This is a genomic window from Ideonella sp. WA131b (genome assembly GCA_023657425.1).
Lineage (GTDB): Bacteria > Pseudomonadota > Gammaproteobacteria > Burkholderiales > Burkholderiaceae_C > Rubrivivax.
On record JAGTJW010000003.1, the window covers coordinates 381,186 to 399,465 of the forward strand.

The window sequence follows — 18,280 nt, forward strand, 5'->3', positions numbered from 1 at the left end:
TCGGGCTGAGCCTGTCGAAGCCCTGTGTGAAGCACCCCGGTGCCCGCGCCCTTCGACAAGCTCAGTGCGACCGGAGGTTCACCCACACCTGCTGAAAAACATCATGTCGATCGTCGAAGTCAAGGTCCCGCAATTGTCGGAATCGGTGGCCGAAGCCACCCTGCTGCAATGGAAGAAGAAGCCCGGTGAGGCCGTCGCCATCGACGAGATCCTGATCGAGGTCGAGACCGACAAAGTCGTGCTCGAGGTGCCGGCGCCGGCTGCCGGCGTGCTGGCCGAAATCGTGCAAGGCGATGGCGCCACCGTCGCCGCCGACCAGTTGATCGCGAAGATCGACACCGCCGCCAAGGCGGGTGCCGTGGCTGCCGCGCCGGCTCCGGCGGCGCCGGCTGCCGCCCCGGCTGCCGCGCCCGCCACGTCCACCAGCAAGGCCGACGTGGCGATGCCCGCCGCTGCCAAGCTGATGGCCGACAACCAGCTCGCCGCCGGTTCTGTGCCCGGCACCGGCAAGGACGGCCGCGTCACCAAGGGCGATGTGCTCGGCGCGCTGGCCACGGGTGCTGCGGCGCCGAAGCCGGCCGCTGCCGCTGTCTCCGTGGCGGCCGCGCCCGCCGTGGCCCGCCCGCTGCCGGCCGTGAGTGCCCCGAGTGTGAACCTCGGCGAGCGCCCCGAGCAGCGCGTGCCGATGAGCCGCCTGCGTGCCCGCGTGGCCGAGCGGCTGCTGCAGAGCCAGGCCACCAACGCCATCCTGACCACCTTCAACGAGGTCAACATGGCCCCGCTGATGGACATGCGCAAGAAGTTCCTGGAGAGGTTCGAGAAGGAGCACGGCGTCAAGCTCGGCTTCATGAGCTTCTTCGTCAAGGCGGCCGTGGCGGCGCTGAAGAAGTACCCGGTGCTCAACGCCTCGGTGGACGGCAACGACATCGTCTACCACGGCTACTTCGACATCGGCATCGCGGTGGGCTCGCCGCGTGGCCTGGTGGTGCCCATCCTGCGCAACGCCGACCAGATGAGCTTCGCCGACATCGAGAAGAAGATTGCCGAGTACGGCCAGAAGGCCAAGGACGGCAAGCTCGGTCTGGAGGAGCTGACCGGCGGCACCTTCTCCATCAGCAACGGCGGCGTTTTCGGCTCGATGCTGTCCACGCCCATCATCAACCCGCCGCAAAGCGCCATCCTGGGCGTGCACGCCACGAAAGACCGCGCGGTGGTGGAGAACGGCCAGGTCGTCGTGCGCCCCATCAATTACCTCGCGATGAGCTACGACCACCGCATCATCGACGGCCGCGAGGCCGTGCTGGGCCTGGTGACGATGAAGGAAGCGCTGGAAGACCCGGCCCGCCTGCTCTTCGACATCTGAGGCCGGCACGATGAGCACCAAGAACTTCGACGTCGTCGTCATCGGCGGCGGCCCCGGCGGCTACATCGCGGCCATCCGCGCGGCGCAGCTGGGCTTCAACACGGCCTGCATCGACGAGTGGAAGAACGCCATGGGTGGCCCGGCTCCGGGCGGCACCTGCACCAACGTCGGCTGCATCCCGAGCAAGGCGCTGCTGCAGAGCTCGGAGCACTACGATCAGGCGGCGCACCACTTCGCCGACCACGGCATCGGCCTGAAGGACCTGAGCATCGACGTCAAGAAGATGCTCGGTCGCAAGGACACCGTCGTGAAGCAGAACAACGACGGCATCCTCTACCTGCTCAAGAAGAACAAGGTCACGTTCTTTCACGGGCGCGGCGCCTTCGTCGGTGCCGCTGAAGGCGGCTGGGAAGTGGCCGTCAACGCTGAGTCGCTGATCGCGAAGCACGTGGTCGTGGCCACGGGCAGCAACGCCCGCGCACTGCCCGGCGTGCCCTTCGACGAGCAGAACATCCTCAGCAACGACGGGGCGCTGCGCGTGGGCGCCGTGCCCAAGAAGCTGGGCCTCATCGGCGCTGGCGTCATCGGCCTGGAGATGGGCTCGGTGTGGCGCCGCCTGGGTGCCGAGGTCACGGTGCTCGAAGGCCTGCCCACCTTCCTGGGCGCGGTCGACGAGCAGATCGCCAAGGAAGCGCACAAGGCCTTCACCAAGCAGGGCCTGAAGATCGAGCTGGGCGTGAAGGTCGGCGAGATCAAGACGACCCAGACCGGCGTCAGCGTGGCCTATGCCGACACCAAGGGCGGGGCGAGGACGCTGGATGTCGAAAAGCTCATCGTCAGCATCGGCCGCGTGCCCAACACCAACGGCCTGAACGCGGAGGGTGTGGGCCTGAAGCTCGACGAGCGCGGTGCGATCGTCGTCGACGACGAGTGCCGCACCAACCTGCCGGGCGTTTGGGCCGTGGGCGATGTCGTGCGCGGCCCCATGCTCGCGCACAAGGCCGAGGAGGAGGGCGTGGCCGTGGCCGAGCGCATCGCCGGCCAGCACGGGCACGTCAACTTCAACACCATCCCCTGGGTCATCTACACCAGTCCCGAGATCGCCTGGGTCGGCCAGACCGAACAGCAGCTCAAGGCGGCGGGCCGCGCCTACAAGGCCGGCACCTTCCCGTTCATGGCCAACGGCCGCGCACGCGCCCTGGGCGACACCACCGGCATGGTCAAGTTCCTGGCCGATGCGGCCACGGACGAGATCCTCGGCGTGCACATCGTCGGCCCCATGGCCAGTGAGCTGATTGCCGAGGCCGTGGTGGCCATGGAGTTCAAGGCCAGCAGCGAGGACATCGCGCGCATCTGCCACGCCCATCCGTCGCTCAGCGAGGCAACGAAGGAGGCGGCCCTCGCTGTGGACAAACGAACGCTGAACTTCTGACGAGCGTGGGGGTCCGTGCCGTCTACGAGGCTGCGCTCGCCGAGCGCGGCTACCGCAGCGACGACGCCCAGCAGGCAGCCGTCGTGGCGCTCGAGCGTTGCGAGCGCGAATGGGCCGAGTACAAGGCCCGGCGCCGCAACGCGCTGACCAAGCTCATCGTGCGCCCGCCCATTCCGCGCGGCGTGTACATGTGGGGCGGGGTGGGGCGCGGCAAGAGCTTCCTGATGGACTGCTTTTTTCATGCCTTGCCGCTGACGCGCAAGACCCGGCTGCACTTCCACGAGTTCATGCGCGAGGTGCACCGCGAGCTGCAAGAGCTCAAGGGCACGGCAGACCCGCTTGAGGAGCTCGCCCGCCGCATGGCGCGCCGCTTCCGGCTCATTTGTTTCGATGAGTTCCACGTTGCCGACGTGACCGACGCGATGATCCTGCATCGGCTGCTCGACGCCCTGTTCGCCAATCGCGTGAGCATCGTCGCCACGAGCAACTTCCACCCTGACGGCCTCTACCCCAACGGACTTCACCGCGACCGCATCCTGCCGGCCATCGAACTGCTGAAGGCGAAGCTGGAGGTCATCAACGTCGACGCCGGAACCGACTATCGCCGCCGCACGCTGCAGAAGCTGCCGCTGCTGCACACGCCGCTCGGTCCTCAGGCCGAAGCGGCCCTGGAGGTCGCCTTTGAGAGCCTGCGCGAAGCGCAGGACGAGCCGCCAGTGCTCAATATTGAGCACCGCGAGATCCGGGCCGTGCGCCGTGCCGGTGGCGTGGTGTGGTTCGATTTCCGGATCCTCTGCGGCGGCCCGCGCTCGCAGAACGACTACCTCGAGCTTGCCAGCCGCTTCCACACTGTGCTGCTGGCCAACGTGCCGCAAATGCCGCCGCGGCTGGCCAGTGAGGCGCGCCGCTTCACCTGGCTGGTGGACGTGCTCTACGACCGCCGTGTGAAGCTGATCTTGTCGACCGCTGCTCCGCCTGAACAGCTCTACACCGAAGGCCCGCTCGCGCACGAGTTCCCGCGCACCGTGTCGCGCCTGGTCGAGATGCAGTCAGCCGAATACCTGGGGCAGGCGAGGCGCACGGTGGACACCTCCCTCACCTGAGAGCACTCCCCAGCGTGAGGGCTTGGCAGAGCCCGCTCCTCGCATGGGCTCCCTCAGTCCCGTTGCCGCTGCCCGACCCGCCGAGGCCGTGCCAAGCAGCAGGACCGCTGACGAACGACTCCAGAGGATCGACCCGTGCCAGCGCCAGCGACAAGTTGTCGCCGCCGCCGCGGGCGCGATGGCGCGCCTTGCTGATCAGCACCTCGCTGGCCTCGCGCGGATGCAGCGCGCGCACGATGGTGCCGATTTCCTTGGGCGTGAAGTAGTGCCATAGACCGTCTGAGCAAGCCATCAGACTGTCGCCGAACTCCAGCATGCCGACGTCCCACGGCGTGATGGGAGGGTCAGCGTGCGAGCCCAGGCAAGCCGTCAACAGGTTGCTCTGCGGGTGCGTGTTGGCCGCATCGTCGCTGATTCTGCCCTCGTCGATGAGGCGCTGCACGAAGCTGTGGTCCACTGTCCGGCGCATCATGTCGGCGCCTCTGAAGTGGTAGACGCGGGAGTCGCCTGCGTGGATGACGTGGGCGCGCCTGTCAGGCCCCACGTGGAAGGCGGCGATGGTGCTGTGCGGCTCTTCTTCCGAAGTGATGGCCGTGAGCTTGATCGTGCGGTGCGACTCGGTCACCAGCCGCTTGAGCATGTCACCCGGGTCGTCCTCGTGCGGTGCGAAGCGCTCATAGACCTGGCGTGCCGTCAGCAGCACTTGGTCGGCAGCCTTGCGGCCACCGCTCTTGCCGCCCATGCCGTCGGCGACCAGCGCCAGGATGGAACCCTGAACCCGAGGATGCGGCAGGATCTCGACTTGGTCTTGCTGGTAGGCTCTGTCGCCTCGGTGAAGGCCGGTGGCCGCGCTGATGCGGAACGGCACGGTCGTGATGGACATGGGGCCGAATATAAACTTCGTCCTGCCGGCTGACCCGGGTGCCTTGATGGATCAGAACCTGCATTCCCCCACGCGCCGCCTGATCGAGCTGCGCCTCGAGCATGCCGATCTCAACGACCTGATCGATGCCGGGCAAGCCGGATCGGTCGACGAGCTCGAATTGCGACGCCGCAAGAAGCATCGTCTTTTGCTGCGGGACCAGATTTCCCGGCTTGAAGCCGAACTCGACCCGCGGGAGCCTGCCTGAGCGAGGACCTCGTCAGTGCCGTTCAGCGGGCCTTCGCGGCCGACGGACCGCTGGCCCGCGAGGTGCCGGGCTTCCTGCCGCGCCCACAGCAGGATCTGCTGGCGAGACGCATTGCCGAAGCCCTGCAGTCGCGCCATGCGCTGGTGGCCGAGGCCGGCACCGGCGTGGGCAAGACCTTCGCTTACCTGGTGCCGCTGCTGCTGAGCGGTCGCCGTGCGCTGGTGAGCACCGCCACCAAGAGTCTTCAGGACCAGCTCTTCCTGCGCGATCTGCCGCGCTTGGCCGAGGTGCTGGGCCTGCCGGTGCGCCTGGCGCTGCTGAAGGGCCGCGCCAGTTACCTCTGTCGCTGGAGGCTGCAGCAGGCCCAGTTCGGCGCGCACCTGCCCGATCGCTTCGCGGTGCGTGCGCTGCAACGCGTGGCGATCTGGGCGCAGGGAACGGCCAGCGGCGACCTGGCCGAGGTCGTGGGCCTGGAAGAGCGCTCGCCCGTGATCCCGCTTGTGACGAGCACGCGGGACAACTGCCTGGGCGCTGACTGCCCGGAGCACCGTGCCTGCCACGTGATGCAGGCGCGGCGTGAGGCCATGGCGGCCGACCTGGTGGTGGTGAACCACCACCTCTTCTTTGCCGATCTCGCCTTGCGCGACAGCGGCGTGGCCGAGCTGCTGCCGACGGTGGATGCGGCGGTGTTCGACGAAGCGCACCAGCTGGTGGAGGCTGGCGTGCAGTTCCTGGGCACGCAGCTGGCCACTGGCGTGGTGCTCGAACTGGGGCGCGATGCGCTCGCCGCAGGGCTGCAGCACGCCCGCGGCCTGTTGCCTTGGGCCGAACTGCAAGCCGGACTTGAGCGTGCCGCGCGCGATTTGCGGCTGGCTGCGGCCGGACCGCTGCGCGAGGTGCGCGCCGTGGTCAAGCGGCGCTGGGAGGACTGCGACGCGGCACTGTCCATCGGGCTGCCGGTGCTGGTCGATGCGGCCCGCGAACTGGCCGACGCGCTGGCTTCGGTGGCCGAGACGGCGCCCGACTTCCCGCGCCTGGAGCAGCGCGCGCGCGCGTTGGCGGCACTGGCCGGTCAGTTCGGCGAGCAGGCCGAACCCGGCCGCGTGCGCTGGGTCGACCTCACGCCGCACCAGGCACGGCTGGTGGAGTCGCCGCTGGACATCCGCGAGATGATGCAGGGCCAGCGCGAGGCCGCCCCCAAGGCCTGGGTGTTCACCTCGGCCACCCTGGGCGACGACGATGAGCTGAGCTGGTTCACGCGCCGCGCCGGGCTGGACGATGCCCGCACGCTGCGCGTGGGCAGCCCCTTTGACTATCCCGCCCATGCCCGCATCTGGATGCCGAGGCCGTTTCCATTGCCCAACTCGGAGGCCCACCCGTCGGCCGTGGGCGCGCTGGCCGGCCGCTTGGCCCGCGCGCTGGGCGGCCGCACCTTCGTGCTCACGACGACGCTGCGCGCGCTCCGGCAGGTGGCCGACGCCCTGGCTGCAACGGCGCCCGAGCTGACGCTGATGGTGCAGGGCCACGAGCCGCGCCGCGCCCTGTTGCAGCGCTACGGCGATGGCCGTGGCGCGGTGCTCGTTGGCTCAGCCAGCTTCTGGGAGGGCATCGACATGCCCGGCGACGCGCTGCAGTGCGTGCTGATCGACAAGCTGCCGTTCCCGCCGCCGGGCGATCCGCTGGTGGAGGCTCGGGTCCGGCAGCTGCGCGAGGAAGGCCGCAACCCGTTCGACGAGTACTTTGTCGCCGAGGCTGCGGTTTCGCTGAAGCAGGGCGCCGGGCGACTGATCCGCACCGAGTCGGATCGAGGCTTGCTCGTGGTGTGCGATCCGCGCATGGCTCAGATGCGCTATGGCCGGCGGCTGTTGCAGGCGCTGCCGCCGATGACGGTGCTGGCTGAGGAGGCCGACGCGGTGAGCTGGCTGAGCGAGCTGTCAGCGGCGCACTGAGGGCGCGCCGCCGGCGCACGGCTCACCAGAGCTTCCACCAGGGCCGATCGCGGGCCGCAAAGCCCTGGCGAAGGAAGGCGCTGTCGGGGAAATTGTTCCTCAGGACCCGCTCCGCGGCGTCGCGCAGATCGGTCATCAGCAGCTTGTCGTAGCTCTGCACCAGGATGAACAGCGCTTCTTCCACCGCCGGTGCTTGCTGGAACTCCGTGATCGCCGCCTGCGCGCGATTGGCCGCCGCCAGATAGGCGCCACGGCGGAAGTAGTAGCGCGCCACGTGCACCTCGTGTGCCGCCAGGGTGTGCAGGATGTGGTTCATGCGCAGCCGGGCGTCAGGGGTGTAGCGCGACTGCGGGAACTGGTCGGCCAGCTGCTTGAAGGCCTGCCAGGCGTCGCGTGCCGCACGCTGGTCTCTCTCGGCGATGTCCTGGTTGGCGAGGCGACCGATGAAACCCAGGTCATCATTGAAGTTGATCACGCCCTTCAGGTAGAAGGCGTAGTCGAGGGTCGGGCTGCTGGGGTTCAGGCGGATGAAGCGGTCGATGGTCGACAGCGCACTGGCCTGTTCGCCCTGCTTCCAGTTCGCGTAGGCCAGATCCAGGAGGGCCTGCTGAGCCAGAAGCGAGCCAGCCGCCAGCCCTTCGATGCGTCCCAGCAGCTGGGCGGCGCGGTCGTAGGCGCCTGCGTCCATATCGGCACGGGCGTCGCGGTACAGACGCTCGGCCTGGGCGGCCGGTGCGTTGTCGGGCAGTGGGGTGGAGCCGCAGCCGGCGATGAGGGCCGCAAGGACCACAATCGCCGCCTTCCAGGACAGCAGTGACCGGAACGCCAGGGACATGGGGAAAGTGGCGGGTGAAAGCACACGAGTATAAGGAGCCGGACACGGCAGGCGCGGACGCTGCCGGGTCGCAAGCCACTGAGGCCGAGGAGCCGTTCGCCGCCGACGTGCCGCCCGAGCGGCGCCGCGGGCTCATCGAGCGGGAGCGGCACGGCCAGCGGCTCGACAAGGCCCTGGTAGACCTTGCGCCGGAGTTCTCGCGCAGCCACCTGCAGCGGCTGCTCGAGGCCGGCCATGTGCGTCTGGATGGTGCCATCAGGAGCACGGCGTCGCAGCGCGTCAAGGCTGGCCAGGTGCTGGAAGTCGAGCTCGTGCCCACGGACGAAAGCCGTGCGTTTCGGCCACAACCGATGGCGCTGGCGCTGCTGCACGAGGATGAACACCTGCTGGTCCTCGACAAGCCTGTCGGGCTGGTCGTTCATCCCGCCCCGGGCCACTGGCAGGGCACCCTTCTCAACGGCCTGCTCGCCCATCATCCCGGCGCCGCGTCGCTGCCCCGGGCCGGCATCGTCCACAGGCTCGACAAGGACACCTCGGGTGTGATGATGGTCGGCAAGACCCTGCCGGCGGTCACCGCGCTGGTCCGGGCCATCGCCGCGCGCGAGGTGCAGCGACGCTACTGCGCCATCGCCGCACTCGGCCCTGGTGGGGTGCCGCCGCCGCCCCGGTTCAGCGTCGAAGCACCCATTGGCCGCGACCCGGTGTCGCGCCTGCGCATGGCCGTCGTCGTCACGGGGCGCCCGGCGCGGACCGACTTCGAGCTGCAGCATCGTTGCGATGGCTTCTTCGGCTTGCGCTGCACGCTCCACAGCGGCCGCACGCATCAGATCCGCGTGCACGCGGCCTCGCGCGGGCTGCCTCTCGTGAGCGATGCCTTGTACGGCGGTCGGCCGGCTCTGGGTCTGCAGCGGCAGGCTCTGCACGCGCACGAGTTGTCTCTCGCCCACCCGGTCAGTGGCCAGGCGCTTTCGTTTCGATCCGAGCTGCCTGCCGATTTCGCCGCCGCCTGGGCCGCGCTACAATAAGCCCCGATTCGGCGCAGCAGGCCCAGCCGCCGCCGAACGTCGCTCCATCCAGCCCCGAACACCGAGACGCTGCCACGCGCTGGCAGCCCGACCGGCGAACCGCGGTGCCTTCGTGCCGCTGATACGCCGCCCAACCGCCCGCCTGACAGCCGCAGGCACGCTCACCGCCCTCCAAGCCCGCCTTCGCGGGCGCTTCACGCAACCCGCGCCGTCCATGAACACTGCCGAGGCCAAGCGTGTCCTCGAAACCGCACTCATCTGCGCCGTCGCGCCGATGACGCTTTCGGAGATGCGTGCCCTCTTCGATGGCCAAATCGGCCCCGACACGCTGCGGCACCTGCTCGATGAACTCGCCCGCGACTGGGAAGGCCGCGGGGTCGAGCTGGTCGCGCTCGCCAGTGGCTGGCGCTTCCAGAGTCGCCCCGAGATGCGCGCGTACCTGGACCGCCTGCACCCCGAGAAGCCGCCGAAGTATTCACGCGCTGCGATGGAGACGCTGGCCATCGTGGCCTACCGTCAGCCCGTGACGCGCGGCGACATCGAAGACATTCGCGGTGTCACCGTCGGCAGCCAGATCATCAAGCAGCTTGAGGACCGAGGTTGGATCGACGCCATCGGCTACCGTGAGGCGCCCGGTCGCCCGGCGCTGTACGCGACGACGCGGCAGTTCCTCGACGATCTGGGCCTGGCCAGTCTCGAGCAGCTGCCTCCGCTCGAAGCGGGCACCGGTGTGCCGGCGGCCGGCGCCGCGCTGGGCGCCCTTGAAGGGGCGGATGCGTCCTTGCTCCTTGACGAGTTGCAGGCGACCGTGCCGTTGGCCGGATCCGCCTCGGCCCACGAAGCCGCCGGCGTGACCGACCGGGCTTCGCGTGCCGACTTGCTTCCCGCCCCCCACCCTGAAGCCGCCGACATGCCCGCCGATCCTGGCGTTGAACCCGCTGCAGAACCGGACGCTCCCATCCCATGACCCCTCCCGACGACGCCGACACCCCGCTGCCCGAGCCGATCGAGGCCGCTGCGCCCCCGAAGCGCCGACGTGCCCCACGCAAGGCGGCGGTCGATGTGCCCGCTCCCACGCCCGGCGAGATGGTCGGGGCGGTCGAGGCGCCTACGCGAGACGTGCTGTTCACGCCCGCCGCAGACACTCCGACCCAGCGGGTGCGCAAGCCGCGGAAGGCGGCCGAGGCCGCCACGGCCGATCAGGGCGTGCCGGCTGCAGCCCGGCCGCTCGCAGAGCCTCTCGACACGGCCGTCGAGGCACGCGCAGGCGAGGCGGACGCGGCGGCACCGGCCACGCCCGCCGGCGGCGGCTCCGATGGGGCGGCGCCCGATGACGCCGAACCCCGGGGCCGCCGGCGCAACCGACGCCGCGGCCGCCGTGGTCGCCGTGACGACGACACGCCCGGAGCGGTCGACGCAGCGCCGCCGGCGCCCGCGGGTGGCGATGCCGGCGAGGTCTTCCATCAGGTGCTGATGGGCGCCTTCGACCGTGAGGCCGAGATCGTCAGAATGGACGTCGCGCCAGGCGGATCGGTGGCGCTCGCTGGCGACGCCCTGGCCGATGCCGACGACACGGCGCCGGCGGTGGCCGCTGTGGCCGACGCTGTGGCGGACGCCGAGGAGGCGGCGCCCGACCAAGCCTTCGCCGAGGCGCGCCGCGTGCTCGCGCCCGACCACGGCGCGCCCAAGCTGCACAAGGTGCTGGCGCAGAGCGGCGTGGGCTCGCGCCGCGACCTCGAGCAGATGATCGTCGAGGGACGCGTGGCGGTGAACGGTACGCCGGCCCACGTCGGCCAGAGGGTCAGCTTCGGCGACCGCATCGCTCTCGACGGCAAACCTGTGAAGGTACGCATCCAGCCGCCGAAGCCGCGCGTGCTGGCTTACCACAAGCCGGCCGGCGAGGTCGTCACGCACGATGACCCGCAGCAGCGCCCGACTGTCTTTCGCCGTTTGCCGCGTCTGCCGCACGGCAAGTGGCAGTCGGTGGGGCGGCTCGACATGAACACCGAGGGCCTGTTGCTGTTCACGAACAGCGGCGAGCTCGCCAACCAACTGATGCACCCGCGTTTCGGCGTCGAGCGCGAGTACGCCGTTCGCTCCCTGGGCATGTTGTCCGAGGAGTCGAAGCGACGCCTGCTCGAGGGTGTGGAGATTGACGGACAGCGTGCGGCCTTCATGAGCATCGAAGACGGTGGCGGTGAGGGGGCCAACCACTGGTATCGGGTCGTCATTACCGAGGGTCGCAACCGCGAGGTGCGCAGGCTCTTCGAGGCCGTCGGTCATGCGGTGAGCCGCCTCATCCGCATCCGCTACGGTTGCGTGGTGCTGCCGCGCGGCCTCAGGCGCGGCGTGTGGGTCGACCTCGGCGAGGACGACCTGCGGGCATTGCGCCGCCTCACCAGCCAGCCGCGCCAGGCGGGCGAGGGTGCGCCGGTGGACATGGACGGCGCCGGCAGGAAGCGCAATCGGCGCGGCAGGAAGCGCGGCCGAGGCGATGTGGGGGATGGCCACTTCGAGGTCGCCGGCCCGCGCCCCGACGGTCCGCGACGCGAACCCGGTGCCCAGGGAGGCCCGGGGCCGGAGCGGCGGGCGGACGCCGCTGACCGCTTCGAGCAGCCACCGCCCAATGTGTCACCGCTGATGACCTCGCTGGACCGCACCCTGCGCAAGGGTGTGCCCAGGCCCGAGCGCAGCGCCAAGTCCATGGCCCGTTTTGAGCTCGAGGGGGGCTTCATCCCGAACCCGCTGCTGCAGACCTACGACAAGCGCGCAGCGCAGCTGGACAAACAGCGCCGCAACATCCCTGAGGACGGCCCGATCCCCAACCCGCTGCTGCAGACCTACGACAAGCGTGCCGCGCAGCAGGACACGCAGCGCCGCGACATTCCCGACGACGGGCCGATCCCGAACCCGCTGCAGCAGACCTACGACAAGCGCTTCGTGCAGAACCGCAAGAAGCCGCTGACCGCCGACCCCGACAAGATCCCAGACCCGATGCAGACGGCGGTGGGCTACATCGGCGCCCATGCTTTCCACCGAAAAGGCAAGGGCGGCGGCAAGGGCGGGCCCCGCGGTGGCGGGGGCGGCGGAGGCTCTGGGGGCGGTGGTCCTCGTCCGCGCAAAGCCGGCGGGACGGGCGGCGCGCCGGGTGGCGGCAGTCGCGGCAAGCGCGGCGGTGGCAAGCGCGGCGGCAGTTCATCCCGCTGAGCCGCCACCGTTCACAAGCTAAAATCAAAAACTTTGCCAAGTCCTTGATTCAGGAGAACTTTTCATGGCGATTGAACGCACCCTTTCCATCATCAAGCCCGACGCCGTGGCCAAGAACGTCATCGGCCAGATCTACGCCCGCTTCGAGGGCGCGGGCCTCAAGGTCGTGGCAGCCAAGATGGTGCACCTCTCGCAGGGCGAGGCCGAGTCCTTCTATGCCGTGCACAAGGCGCGGCCTTTCTTCAACGACCTGGTCAGGTTCATGGTCAGCGGTCCGGTGATGATCCAGGTGCTCGAGGGCGAGGGCGCCATTGCCAAGAACCGCGAGCTGATGGGCGCGACCGACCCCAAGAAGGCCGAGAAGGGCACGATCCGCGCCGATTTCGCCGACAGCATCGACGCCAACGCCGTGCACGGCTCCGACGCGTCCGAGACGGCCGCTGTCGAGGTGGCGTTCTTCTTCCCCGGGATGAACGTCTACTGCCGCTGAATGCGGAGCGCCGGCCCGTGCAGACCCCAAGCACCAAGCCCCTGCGAGGAGCCGTCTCCGCCCGGCCACTGCTTGAGCCCTCCGGGGGGGTGACGATCGAAGGGAGCCTGGGGCCACTCGTCAACCTGCTGGATCTCGATCTCGAAGGCCTCACGGTTTTCTGCGAGGGTCTGGGCGAGAAGCGCTTTCGCGCCACCCAGCTGTACCGCTGGATCCACCAGCGCGGCGCGTCGGACTTCGACGCGATGACCGACCTGGCCCGCTCACTGCGCGAGAAGCTGGCCCTGCGAGCCGAGGTGCGCGCGCTGCCGGTGATCAGCGAGCACCGCTCCGCAGACGGCACCGTGAAGTGGTTGTTCGACGTCGGCGGCGGCAACGCAGTGGAAACTGTGTTCATCCCCGAGGTCGACCGCGGCACGCTGTGCGTGAGTTCGCAGGCCGGGTGTGCCGTGGGTTGTCGCTTTTGCAGCACCGGGCACCAGGGCTTCAGCCGCAACCTCACCACGGGCGAGATCGTGGCCCAGCTGTGGTTCGCCGAGCACCGGCTGCGCTCTGTGGGGGGCCATGCCGTGCGCCAGATCGACAACGTCGTGATGATGGGTATGGGCGAGCCGCTGCAGAACTACGCAGCGCTGGTGCCTGCCTTGCGGACGATGCTCGACGATCACGGCTACGGCTTGAGTCGCCGCCGCGTCACCGTCAGCACTTCGGGCGTGGTGCCCATGATCGACCGGCTCCGCGACGACTGCCCGGTGGCGCTGGCCGTGTCGCTGCATGCACCGGATGACACGCTGCGCGAGCGACTCGTGCCGCTCAATCGCAAGTACCCGCTGGCCGAGCTGCTGGCGACCTGCCGGCGCTATCTTGAGGCCGCCCCGCGTGACTTCATCACGTTTGAGTACTGCATGCTCGACGGTGTCAACGACAGCCCCGAGCACGCACGGGCGTTGGCGGCCCTGGTGCAGGGCTGCGCCCAGGCCAGCCGCAGCGTCGGCGCGGTGCGCTGCAAATTCAACCTCATCCCGTTCAACCCCTTCCAGGCATCGGGGCTGCTGCGCTCGCCCCACGAGCGGGTCCTTGCCTTCGCCGGGGTGCTGCAGGCGGCCGGCATCGTCACGACCATCCGCAAGACGCGCGGAGACGACATCGACGCCGCTTGTGGCCAACTGGCCGGCGAGGTCCTGGACCGCACGCAGGCGCGTGAGCGCCTGCGTCAACGCCGAGCGGTGTTCGAGATCGTGCCGCAGACCCTGCGCGACGAGGCCCGGCGGTCATGAGGCGTCAGGCCGCTGTCTGGCAGCTGGCCGGCTGTGTGGGTCTGCTGGTGCTCGCGGGCTGCACCACCGTCACTACCACCACCTCTGACGGCAGTTTGGTGCCGACGCCGCCCCAGGGCGTGGCCGACCCTGAGCGCCGCGCGCAGGCCCGGCTCGAACTGGCGGGGCTGTATTTCGCGCGCGGCCAGAACCAGACCGCGCTCGACGAGATCCGCCAGGCCTTGCAGGCGCGGCCCGACATGGCCGAAGCCATCGGCCTGCGCGCGCTGGTATTGGCGGCCACGGGCGACAGCATTGGCGCTGAGGCTTCGTTTCAGCGCGCGATGCAACTGGTGCCGGGCGATGCCGGCATCGTGCACAACCATGGCTGGTTCCTGTGCAACGAGCGCCGTTTCGCCGAGGCAGACGCCGCTTTCGACCGGGCCATCGCCATGCCGCGCTACGACGGTCTGGCGCGCAGTTGGATGGCCAAGGGGGTATGTCTGGCGCGCGCCGGCCGCTGGGCCGATGCCGAGCGGGCACTGTCACGCAGCTACGAAGTCGATCCCGCCAGCCCGGTGACCGCCTACAACCTGTCCGAGGTGCTGCTGCGGCGCGGCGAGCTGGAGCGTGCGCGCTTCTACGTCGGGCGCATCAACGCCGTGCCCGAGCAGGTCAATGCACAAAGCCTTTGGCTGTCCGTGCGCATTGCACGCCGACTCGGCGACACCTCGGCCATGATGGACTACGGGCGGCGCCTGCGCGACCGTTTCCCCCAGTCCACCGAGGCCCTGCAGTTCGAACGTGGCCGCTTCGACGACTGAGAGCCACCACAACCCTCACACTGACTACCGTGAACGCCGAACATGGCCAGTCCGCAGAGTCCGGTGCCGAAAGGGCCGCGACCGCAGGCGCGCTGCTGAAGGCGGCGCGCGAAAGGCAAGGCTTGCACATTGCTGCGCTGGCCGCTGCCATCAAGGTGTCGCCGCGCAAGCTCGAAGCGCTGGAGGCCAACCGGCTCGGCGAGTTGCCCGACACGACTTTCGCGCGGGCGCTGGCCCAGACGGTGTGCCGCACGCTGAAGATCGACGCCCGCCCGGTTCTCGACCGCCTGCCGGCTGCCGGACCCTTGCCGCTGGTACCCCCCGACTCTGGATTGAATGCGCCTTTTCGCGAGGGCTCGGTGCGCAGCCTGCGCAAAGGCGACGACGCGCGGATGGCCCGGTTTGCGGTGCGGCCGATGCTCTGGGGTGCGGGGTTGCTGTTGTTGGCTTCGGTGGCCCTGTTCCTGGTGCCGCCTGTGTCGCAATGGGAATGGAGGGGCGGTGCGGGCTTGCCCGCGCCGGGATCGTGGCCGGCTTCGGCCGCCTCGGCGGCGTCGCTGGTGATGCCCTCGGTACCGGCCTCGTCGACACCGTCAGCGGCTTCCGGACCTGAGTCCGCACCTTCCGAAGCGGTGCCAGGGGCAGCCCTGCCGGGCAGTTCGGCCGGCGCCGCGTCGGCGCCGATGGTCGAGACCGTGTTCTCTGCGCCGCCTGCCGGGACCGATGCCGCCGCGGTCGCCGCGGCCGTGCTGCTTCAGTTGCGCGTGACCGAGGCGTCCTGGGTCGAGGTGCGCGACGCGCGGGGTAACATGCTCTTGTCCCGCACCGTATCGCCGGGTGAGCAGGTGGGGCTCAACGGGGCAGAGCCGCTGGCGCTGGTGGTGGGCAATGCCGCGGCCACCGAACTGGTCTTCCGCAGCCGCAAGGTCGACCTCGCCTCGCGCAGCCGCGACAATGTGGCCCGCTTCCAGTTGCCCTGACGCGCCCCCCTGCGCGCCGCACCGTGATGAACGCTGACGAACCCGTCGACCTGATCGAAGCCGCCTCCCCGGCGCCCCGCCGCTCGCGGCAGGCGCGTGTGCGGTGGGGCAGCCATGTCGTGACCATTGGCGGCGACGCCCCCGTGCGCGTGCAGAGCATGACCAACACCGACACGGTCGACGCCATCGGCACGGCCATCCAGGTCAAGGAGCTCGCTCAGGCCGGCAGCGAGCTGGTGCGCATCACGGTCAACACCCCAGAGGCTGCCGAGGCCGTGCCGCACATTCGCGAGCAACTCGATCGCATGGGCATCGACGTGCCGCTGGTGGGCGACTTCCACTACAACGGCCACCGTCTGCTTGCCGACCACCCGGCGATGGCCGAGGTGCTGAGCAAGTACCGCATCAACCCCGGCAACGTCGGCAAGGGCGACAAAAAGGATCGCCAGTTCGCGCAGATGGTCGAGGTGGCGGCGCGGCTGGACAAGGTGGTCCGCATCGGCGTCAACTGGGGCAGCCTCGATCAGGAGCTGCTGGCCTCGATGATGGACGCCAACGCGCGGCGCGCCGTGCCGCTCGACGCGAAGCAGGTGATGTACCAGGCGCTCGTGCACTCGGCGCTCAGCTCCGCCGACTATGCGCGCGAGCTGGGCCTCAACCCCGACCACATCATCATCAGCTGCAAGGTCAGCGGCGTGCAGGACCTCATCAGCGTGTACCGCGCGTTGGCGCGGCGTTGTGACTACGCGTTGCACCTGGGCCTGACCGAGGCCGGGATGGGCACCAAGGGCACGGTGGCCAGCGCCACGTCGTTGGGCATCCTGTTGCAGGAAGGCATCGGCGACACCATCCGCGTGAGCCTGACCCCGCAGCCGGGCGAGGCCCGCACGCAAGAAGTCGCGGTGGCGCTGGAGATCTTGCAGAGCCTGGGCCTTCGCAGCTTCAACCCCAGCGTGACGGCCTGTCCCGGGTGCGGTCGCACCACCAGCACCACCTTCCAGGAGCTGGCCAAGCAGATCGACGACTTCCTGCGTGCGCAGATGCCGGTGTGGAAGTTGCGCTACCCGGGGGTCGAGAACCTCAAGGTCGCGGTGATGGGCTGCATCGTCAACGGGCCCGGCGAGAGCAAGCACGCCGACATCGGCATCAGCCTGCCCGGCACCGGTGAGGCGCCGGCCGCGCCGGTGTTCATCGACGGCCAGAAGGCCCTGACGCTGCGCGGCGAGGGCATCGCGCAGGAGTTCCACAAGATCGTCGAGGACTACATCGAGCGGCGCTTCGGCGCCGTTACTGCGGGCCATTGAGGGCTGCGCTGCCCAAAGCCTCCAGCCCTCAGACCGCCCCTGCCGCGCCCGAAGGCGCCGCCCGCACCATGGCCGACAAGATCCTCGCCGTCAAAGGCATGAATGACATCCTGCCGGGCGGCGTCCCGCGCAGGGAGAAGCTGCCCGACTCCGCGCTGTGGCGCTGGTTTGAGCGCACGGTCGACCATGTGCTGTCGCAGCACGGCTACCAGTACCTCATCACGCCCGTGGTTGAGCCCACGCCGCTGTTCGTGCGCGGCATCGGCGAGGCGACGGACATCGTCGAGAAGGAGATGTACTCCTGGCGCGACGCGATGAATGGCGATGCGCTCACGCTGCGTCCCGAAATCACCGCGGGCATCGTGCGCGCGATGGTGGAGCACAACGCCCTCTACAACGGGCCGCTGCGCGTGTGGTCGGTGGGGCCGGTCTTCCGCCACGAGCGCCCCCAGAAGGGTCGCTACCGCCAGTTCCACCAGCTCGACGTCGAGGCGCTGGGCCTGCCCGGGCCCGATGTGGACGCCGAGCTGATCCTGCTCGTGCGTCGCCTCTGGCAAGCCCTTGGTCTGACGGTCGGGCGCGACGTGCGTCTTGAGCTCAACAGCCTCGGGCAGCCCGCGGAGCGCGCTGCCCACCGTGCGGCGCTCGTGGCCTATTTCGAGCAGCACCACGACCACCTGGACGAGGACTCGCGCCGCAGACTGCACAGCAACCCACTGCGCATCCTCGACACCAAGAACCCGGCCCTGCAGGCGCTGGTGGAAGCCGCGCCGGGACTGGAGGCGCACCTGGGCGAGGAGTCACGCGCCCATCTGCGCGCCGTGTGCGAAGTGCTCGATGCGGCCGGGCTGCCCTACCGCGTCAATCCGCGTCTGGTTCGCGGGCTGGACTACTACAACCTGACGGTCTTCGAGTGGGTGACCGACCAGCTGGGTTCGCAAGGCACGGTCTGCGGTGGCGGGCGCTACGACGGTCTGTTCGAGCAACTGGGCGGCAAGCCCACGCCGGCCATCGGGTTCGGCCTGGGCATCGAGCGCCTGCTTTTGCTGCTGCAGGAACTCGGCGTGCCCGTGCCCGACGCGGCCCCCGACGCCTATGCCCTGGTGGCCGAAGGCGCGCCGCTGGCCACCGTGCTGACCACGCTGGACGCGCTGCGCGCTTCCGGGGTGGCGGTGCAGATGCACGCCGGCGGCGGCAGCCTGAAGAGCCAGTTCAGGCGCGCTGATGCCAGCGGGGCCCGCTACGCACTGATCTTCGCGCCCGATGAACTTTCGCGTGGCGAGGTGGCTCTGAAGCCGCTGCGCGACTCCGCAGCGGCGCAGCAGGCGCGGCCGCTGGCCTCCGTGGTCCAGTGGGCCTGGGAACTGCTGCCCGCATAATCC

Annotated in this window: 16 protein-coding genes; 14 read left to right on the forward strand and 2 right to left on the reverse strand. The window is 69.5% G+C overall.

The genetic code is table 11. The annotated features are described in order from the left end of the window. Window positions 1–103 precede the first annotated feature (103 nt). From odhB to KA711_16940, 3 genes are read left to right on the forward strand one after another with little or no spacing between them, the layout of a single operon-like run. On the forward strand, window positions 104–1,363 hold the full coding sequence (gene odhB, locus KA711_16930) for a 2-oxoglutarate dehydrogenase complex dihydrolipoyllysine-residue succinyltransferase (protein MCM0610651.1): 1,260 nt from the start codon (window positions 104–106) through the stop codon (window positions 1,361–1,363). A gap of 10 nt (window positions 1,364–1,373) precedes the next feature. Further along, entirely contained in the window at window positions 1,374–2,795 is a 1,422-nt protein-coding gene (gene lpdA / locus KA711_16935; protein ID MCM0610652.1) for a dihydrolipoyl dehydrogenase, read from the forward strand. A 5-nt stretch (window positions 2,796–2,800) separates the two neighbouring features. Further along, window positions 2,801–3,898: an AFG1 family ATPase gene (locus KA711_16940; GenBank protein MCM0610653.1), complete on the forward strand. Its 1,098-nt coding sequence runs from the start codon at window positions 2,801–2,803 to the stop codon at window positions 3,896–3,898. Here KA711_16940 and KA711_16945 read toward each other — a convergent pair. Further along, entirely contained in the window at window positions 3,891–4,781 is an 891-nt protein-coding gene (locus KA711_16945; protein ID MCM0610654.1) for a serine/threonine-protein phosphatase, read from the reverse strand. The two genes, KA711_16940 and KA711_16945, sit on opposite strands and share 8 nt — an antisense overlap. A 46-nt stretch (window positions 4,782–4,827) precedes the next feature. On the opposite strand from KA711_16945, the gene KA711_16950 reads away from it, so the two are divergent. Further along, on the forward strand, window positions 4,828–5,028 hold the full coding sequence (locus KA711_16950) for a DUF465 domain-containing protein (protein MCM0610655.1): 201 nt from the start codon (window positions 4,828–4,830) through the stop codon (window positions 5,026–5,028). Continuing rightward, the gene (locus tag KA711_16955; protein MCM0610656.1) at window positions 5,025–6,977 is read left to right on the forward strand and encodes an ATP-dependent DNA helicase; all 1,953 of its coding nucleotides are present in this window, start codon (window positions 5,025–5,027) and stop codon (window positions 6,975–6,977) included. The genes KA711_16950 and KA711_16955 overlap by 4 nt, the downstream gene beginning before the upstream one ends. A 22-nt stretch (window positions 6,978–6,999) precedes the next feature. Here the strand turns inward: KA711_16955 and KA711_16960 are convergent, their stop codons facing one another. Beyond that, window positions 7,000–7,812, reverse strand: coding sequence for an outer membrane protein assembly factor BamD (locus KA711_16960; protein ID MCM0610657.1), 813 nt, complete (start codon window positions 7,810–7,812; stop codon window positions 7,000–7,002). A 14-nt stretch (window positions 7,813–7,826) separates the two neighbouring features. On the opposite strand from KA711_16960, the gene KA711_16965 reads away from it, so the two are divergent. The 9 genes from KA711_16965 to hisS all read left to right on the forward strand — a co-directional run bounded on the left by KA711_16965 (window position 7,827) and on the right by hisS (window position 18,277). After that, entirely contained in the window at window positions 7,827–8,837 is a 1,011-nt protein-coding gene (locus KA711_16965; GenBank protein MCM0610658.1) for an RluA family pseudouridine synthase, read from the forward strand. Window positions 8,838–9,051: 214 nt separating this feature from the next. Next, entirely contained in the window at window positions 9,052–9,804 is a 753-nt protein-coding gene (scpB, locus tag KA711_16970; GenBank protein ID MCM0610659.1) for an SMC-Scp complex subunit ScpB, read from the forward strand. Continuing rightward, window positions 9,801–12,044 carry a pseudouridine synthase gene (locus KA711_16975; protein ID MCM0610660.1) on the forward strand — a complete coding sequence of 748 codons (2,244 nt, stop codon included), beginning with the start codon at window positions 9,801–9,803 and terminating at the stop codon, window positions 12,042–12,044. Before scpB ends, KA711_16975 begins: the two co-directional genes overlap by 4 nt. Before the next feature lie 64 nt (window positions 12,045–12,108). Beyond that, a complete protein-coding gene (gene ndk, locus KA711_16980) occupies window positions 12,109–12,534 on the forward strand; it encodes a nucleoside-diphosphate kinase (GenBank protein MCM0610661.1) in 426 nt (141 codons plus the stop codon). Window positions 12,535–12,641: 107 nt separating this feature from the next. Further along, a complete protein-coding gene (gene rlmN / locus KA711_16985) occupies window positions 12,642–13,811 on the forward strand; it encodes a 23S rRNA (adenine(2503)-C(2))-methyltransferase RlmN (GenBank protein MCM0610662.1) in 1,170 nt (389 codons plus the stop codon). Beyond that, window positions 13,808–14,614, forward strand: a complete 807-nt coding sequence (gene pilW, locus KA711_16990) for a type IV pilus biogenesis/stability protein PilW (GenBank protein MCM0610663.1) — start codon at window positions 13,808–13,810, stop codon at window positions 14,612–14,614. Before rlmN ends, pilW begins: the two co-directional genes overlap by 4 nt. 29 nt (window positions 14,615–14,643) lie before the next feature. Continuing rightward, window positions 14,644–15,594 carry a DUF4115 domain-containing protein gene (locus KA711_16995; GenBank protein ID MCM0610664.1) on the forward strand — a complete coding sequence of 317 codons (951 nt, stop codon included), beginning with the start codon at window positions 14,644–14,646 and terminating at the stop codon, window positions 15,592–15,594. Window positions 15,595–15,620: 26 nt separating this feature from the next. After that, window positions 15,621–16,898 carry a flavodoxin-dependent (E)-4-hydroxy-3-methylbut-2-enyl-diphosphate synthase gene (ispG, locus tag KA711_17000; protein ID MCM0610665.1) on the forward strand — a complete coding sequence of 426 codons (1,278 nt, stop codon included), beginning with the start codon at window positions 15,621–15,623 and terminating at the stop codon, window positions 16,896–16,898. A gap of 68 nt (window positions 16,899–16,966) precedes the next feature. Continuing rightward, window positions 16,967–18,277, forward strand: a complete 1,311-nt coding sequence (gene hisS, locus KA711_17005) for a histidine--tRNA ligase (GenBank protein ID MCM0610666.1) — start codon at window positions 16,967–16,969, stop codon at window positions 18,275–18,277. Window positions 18,278–18,280 lie beyond the last annotated feature (3 nt).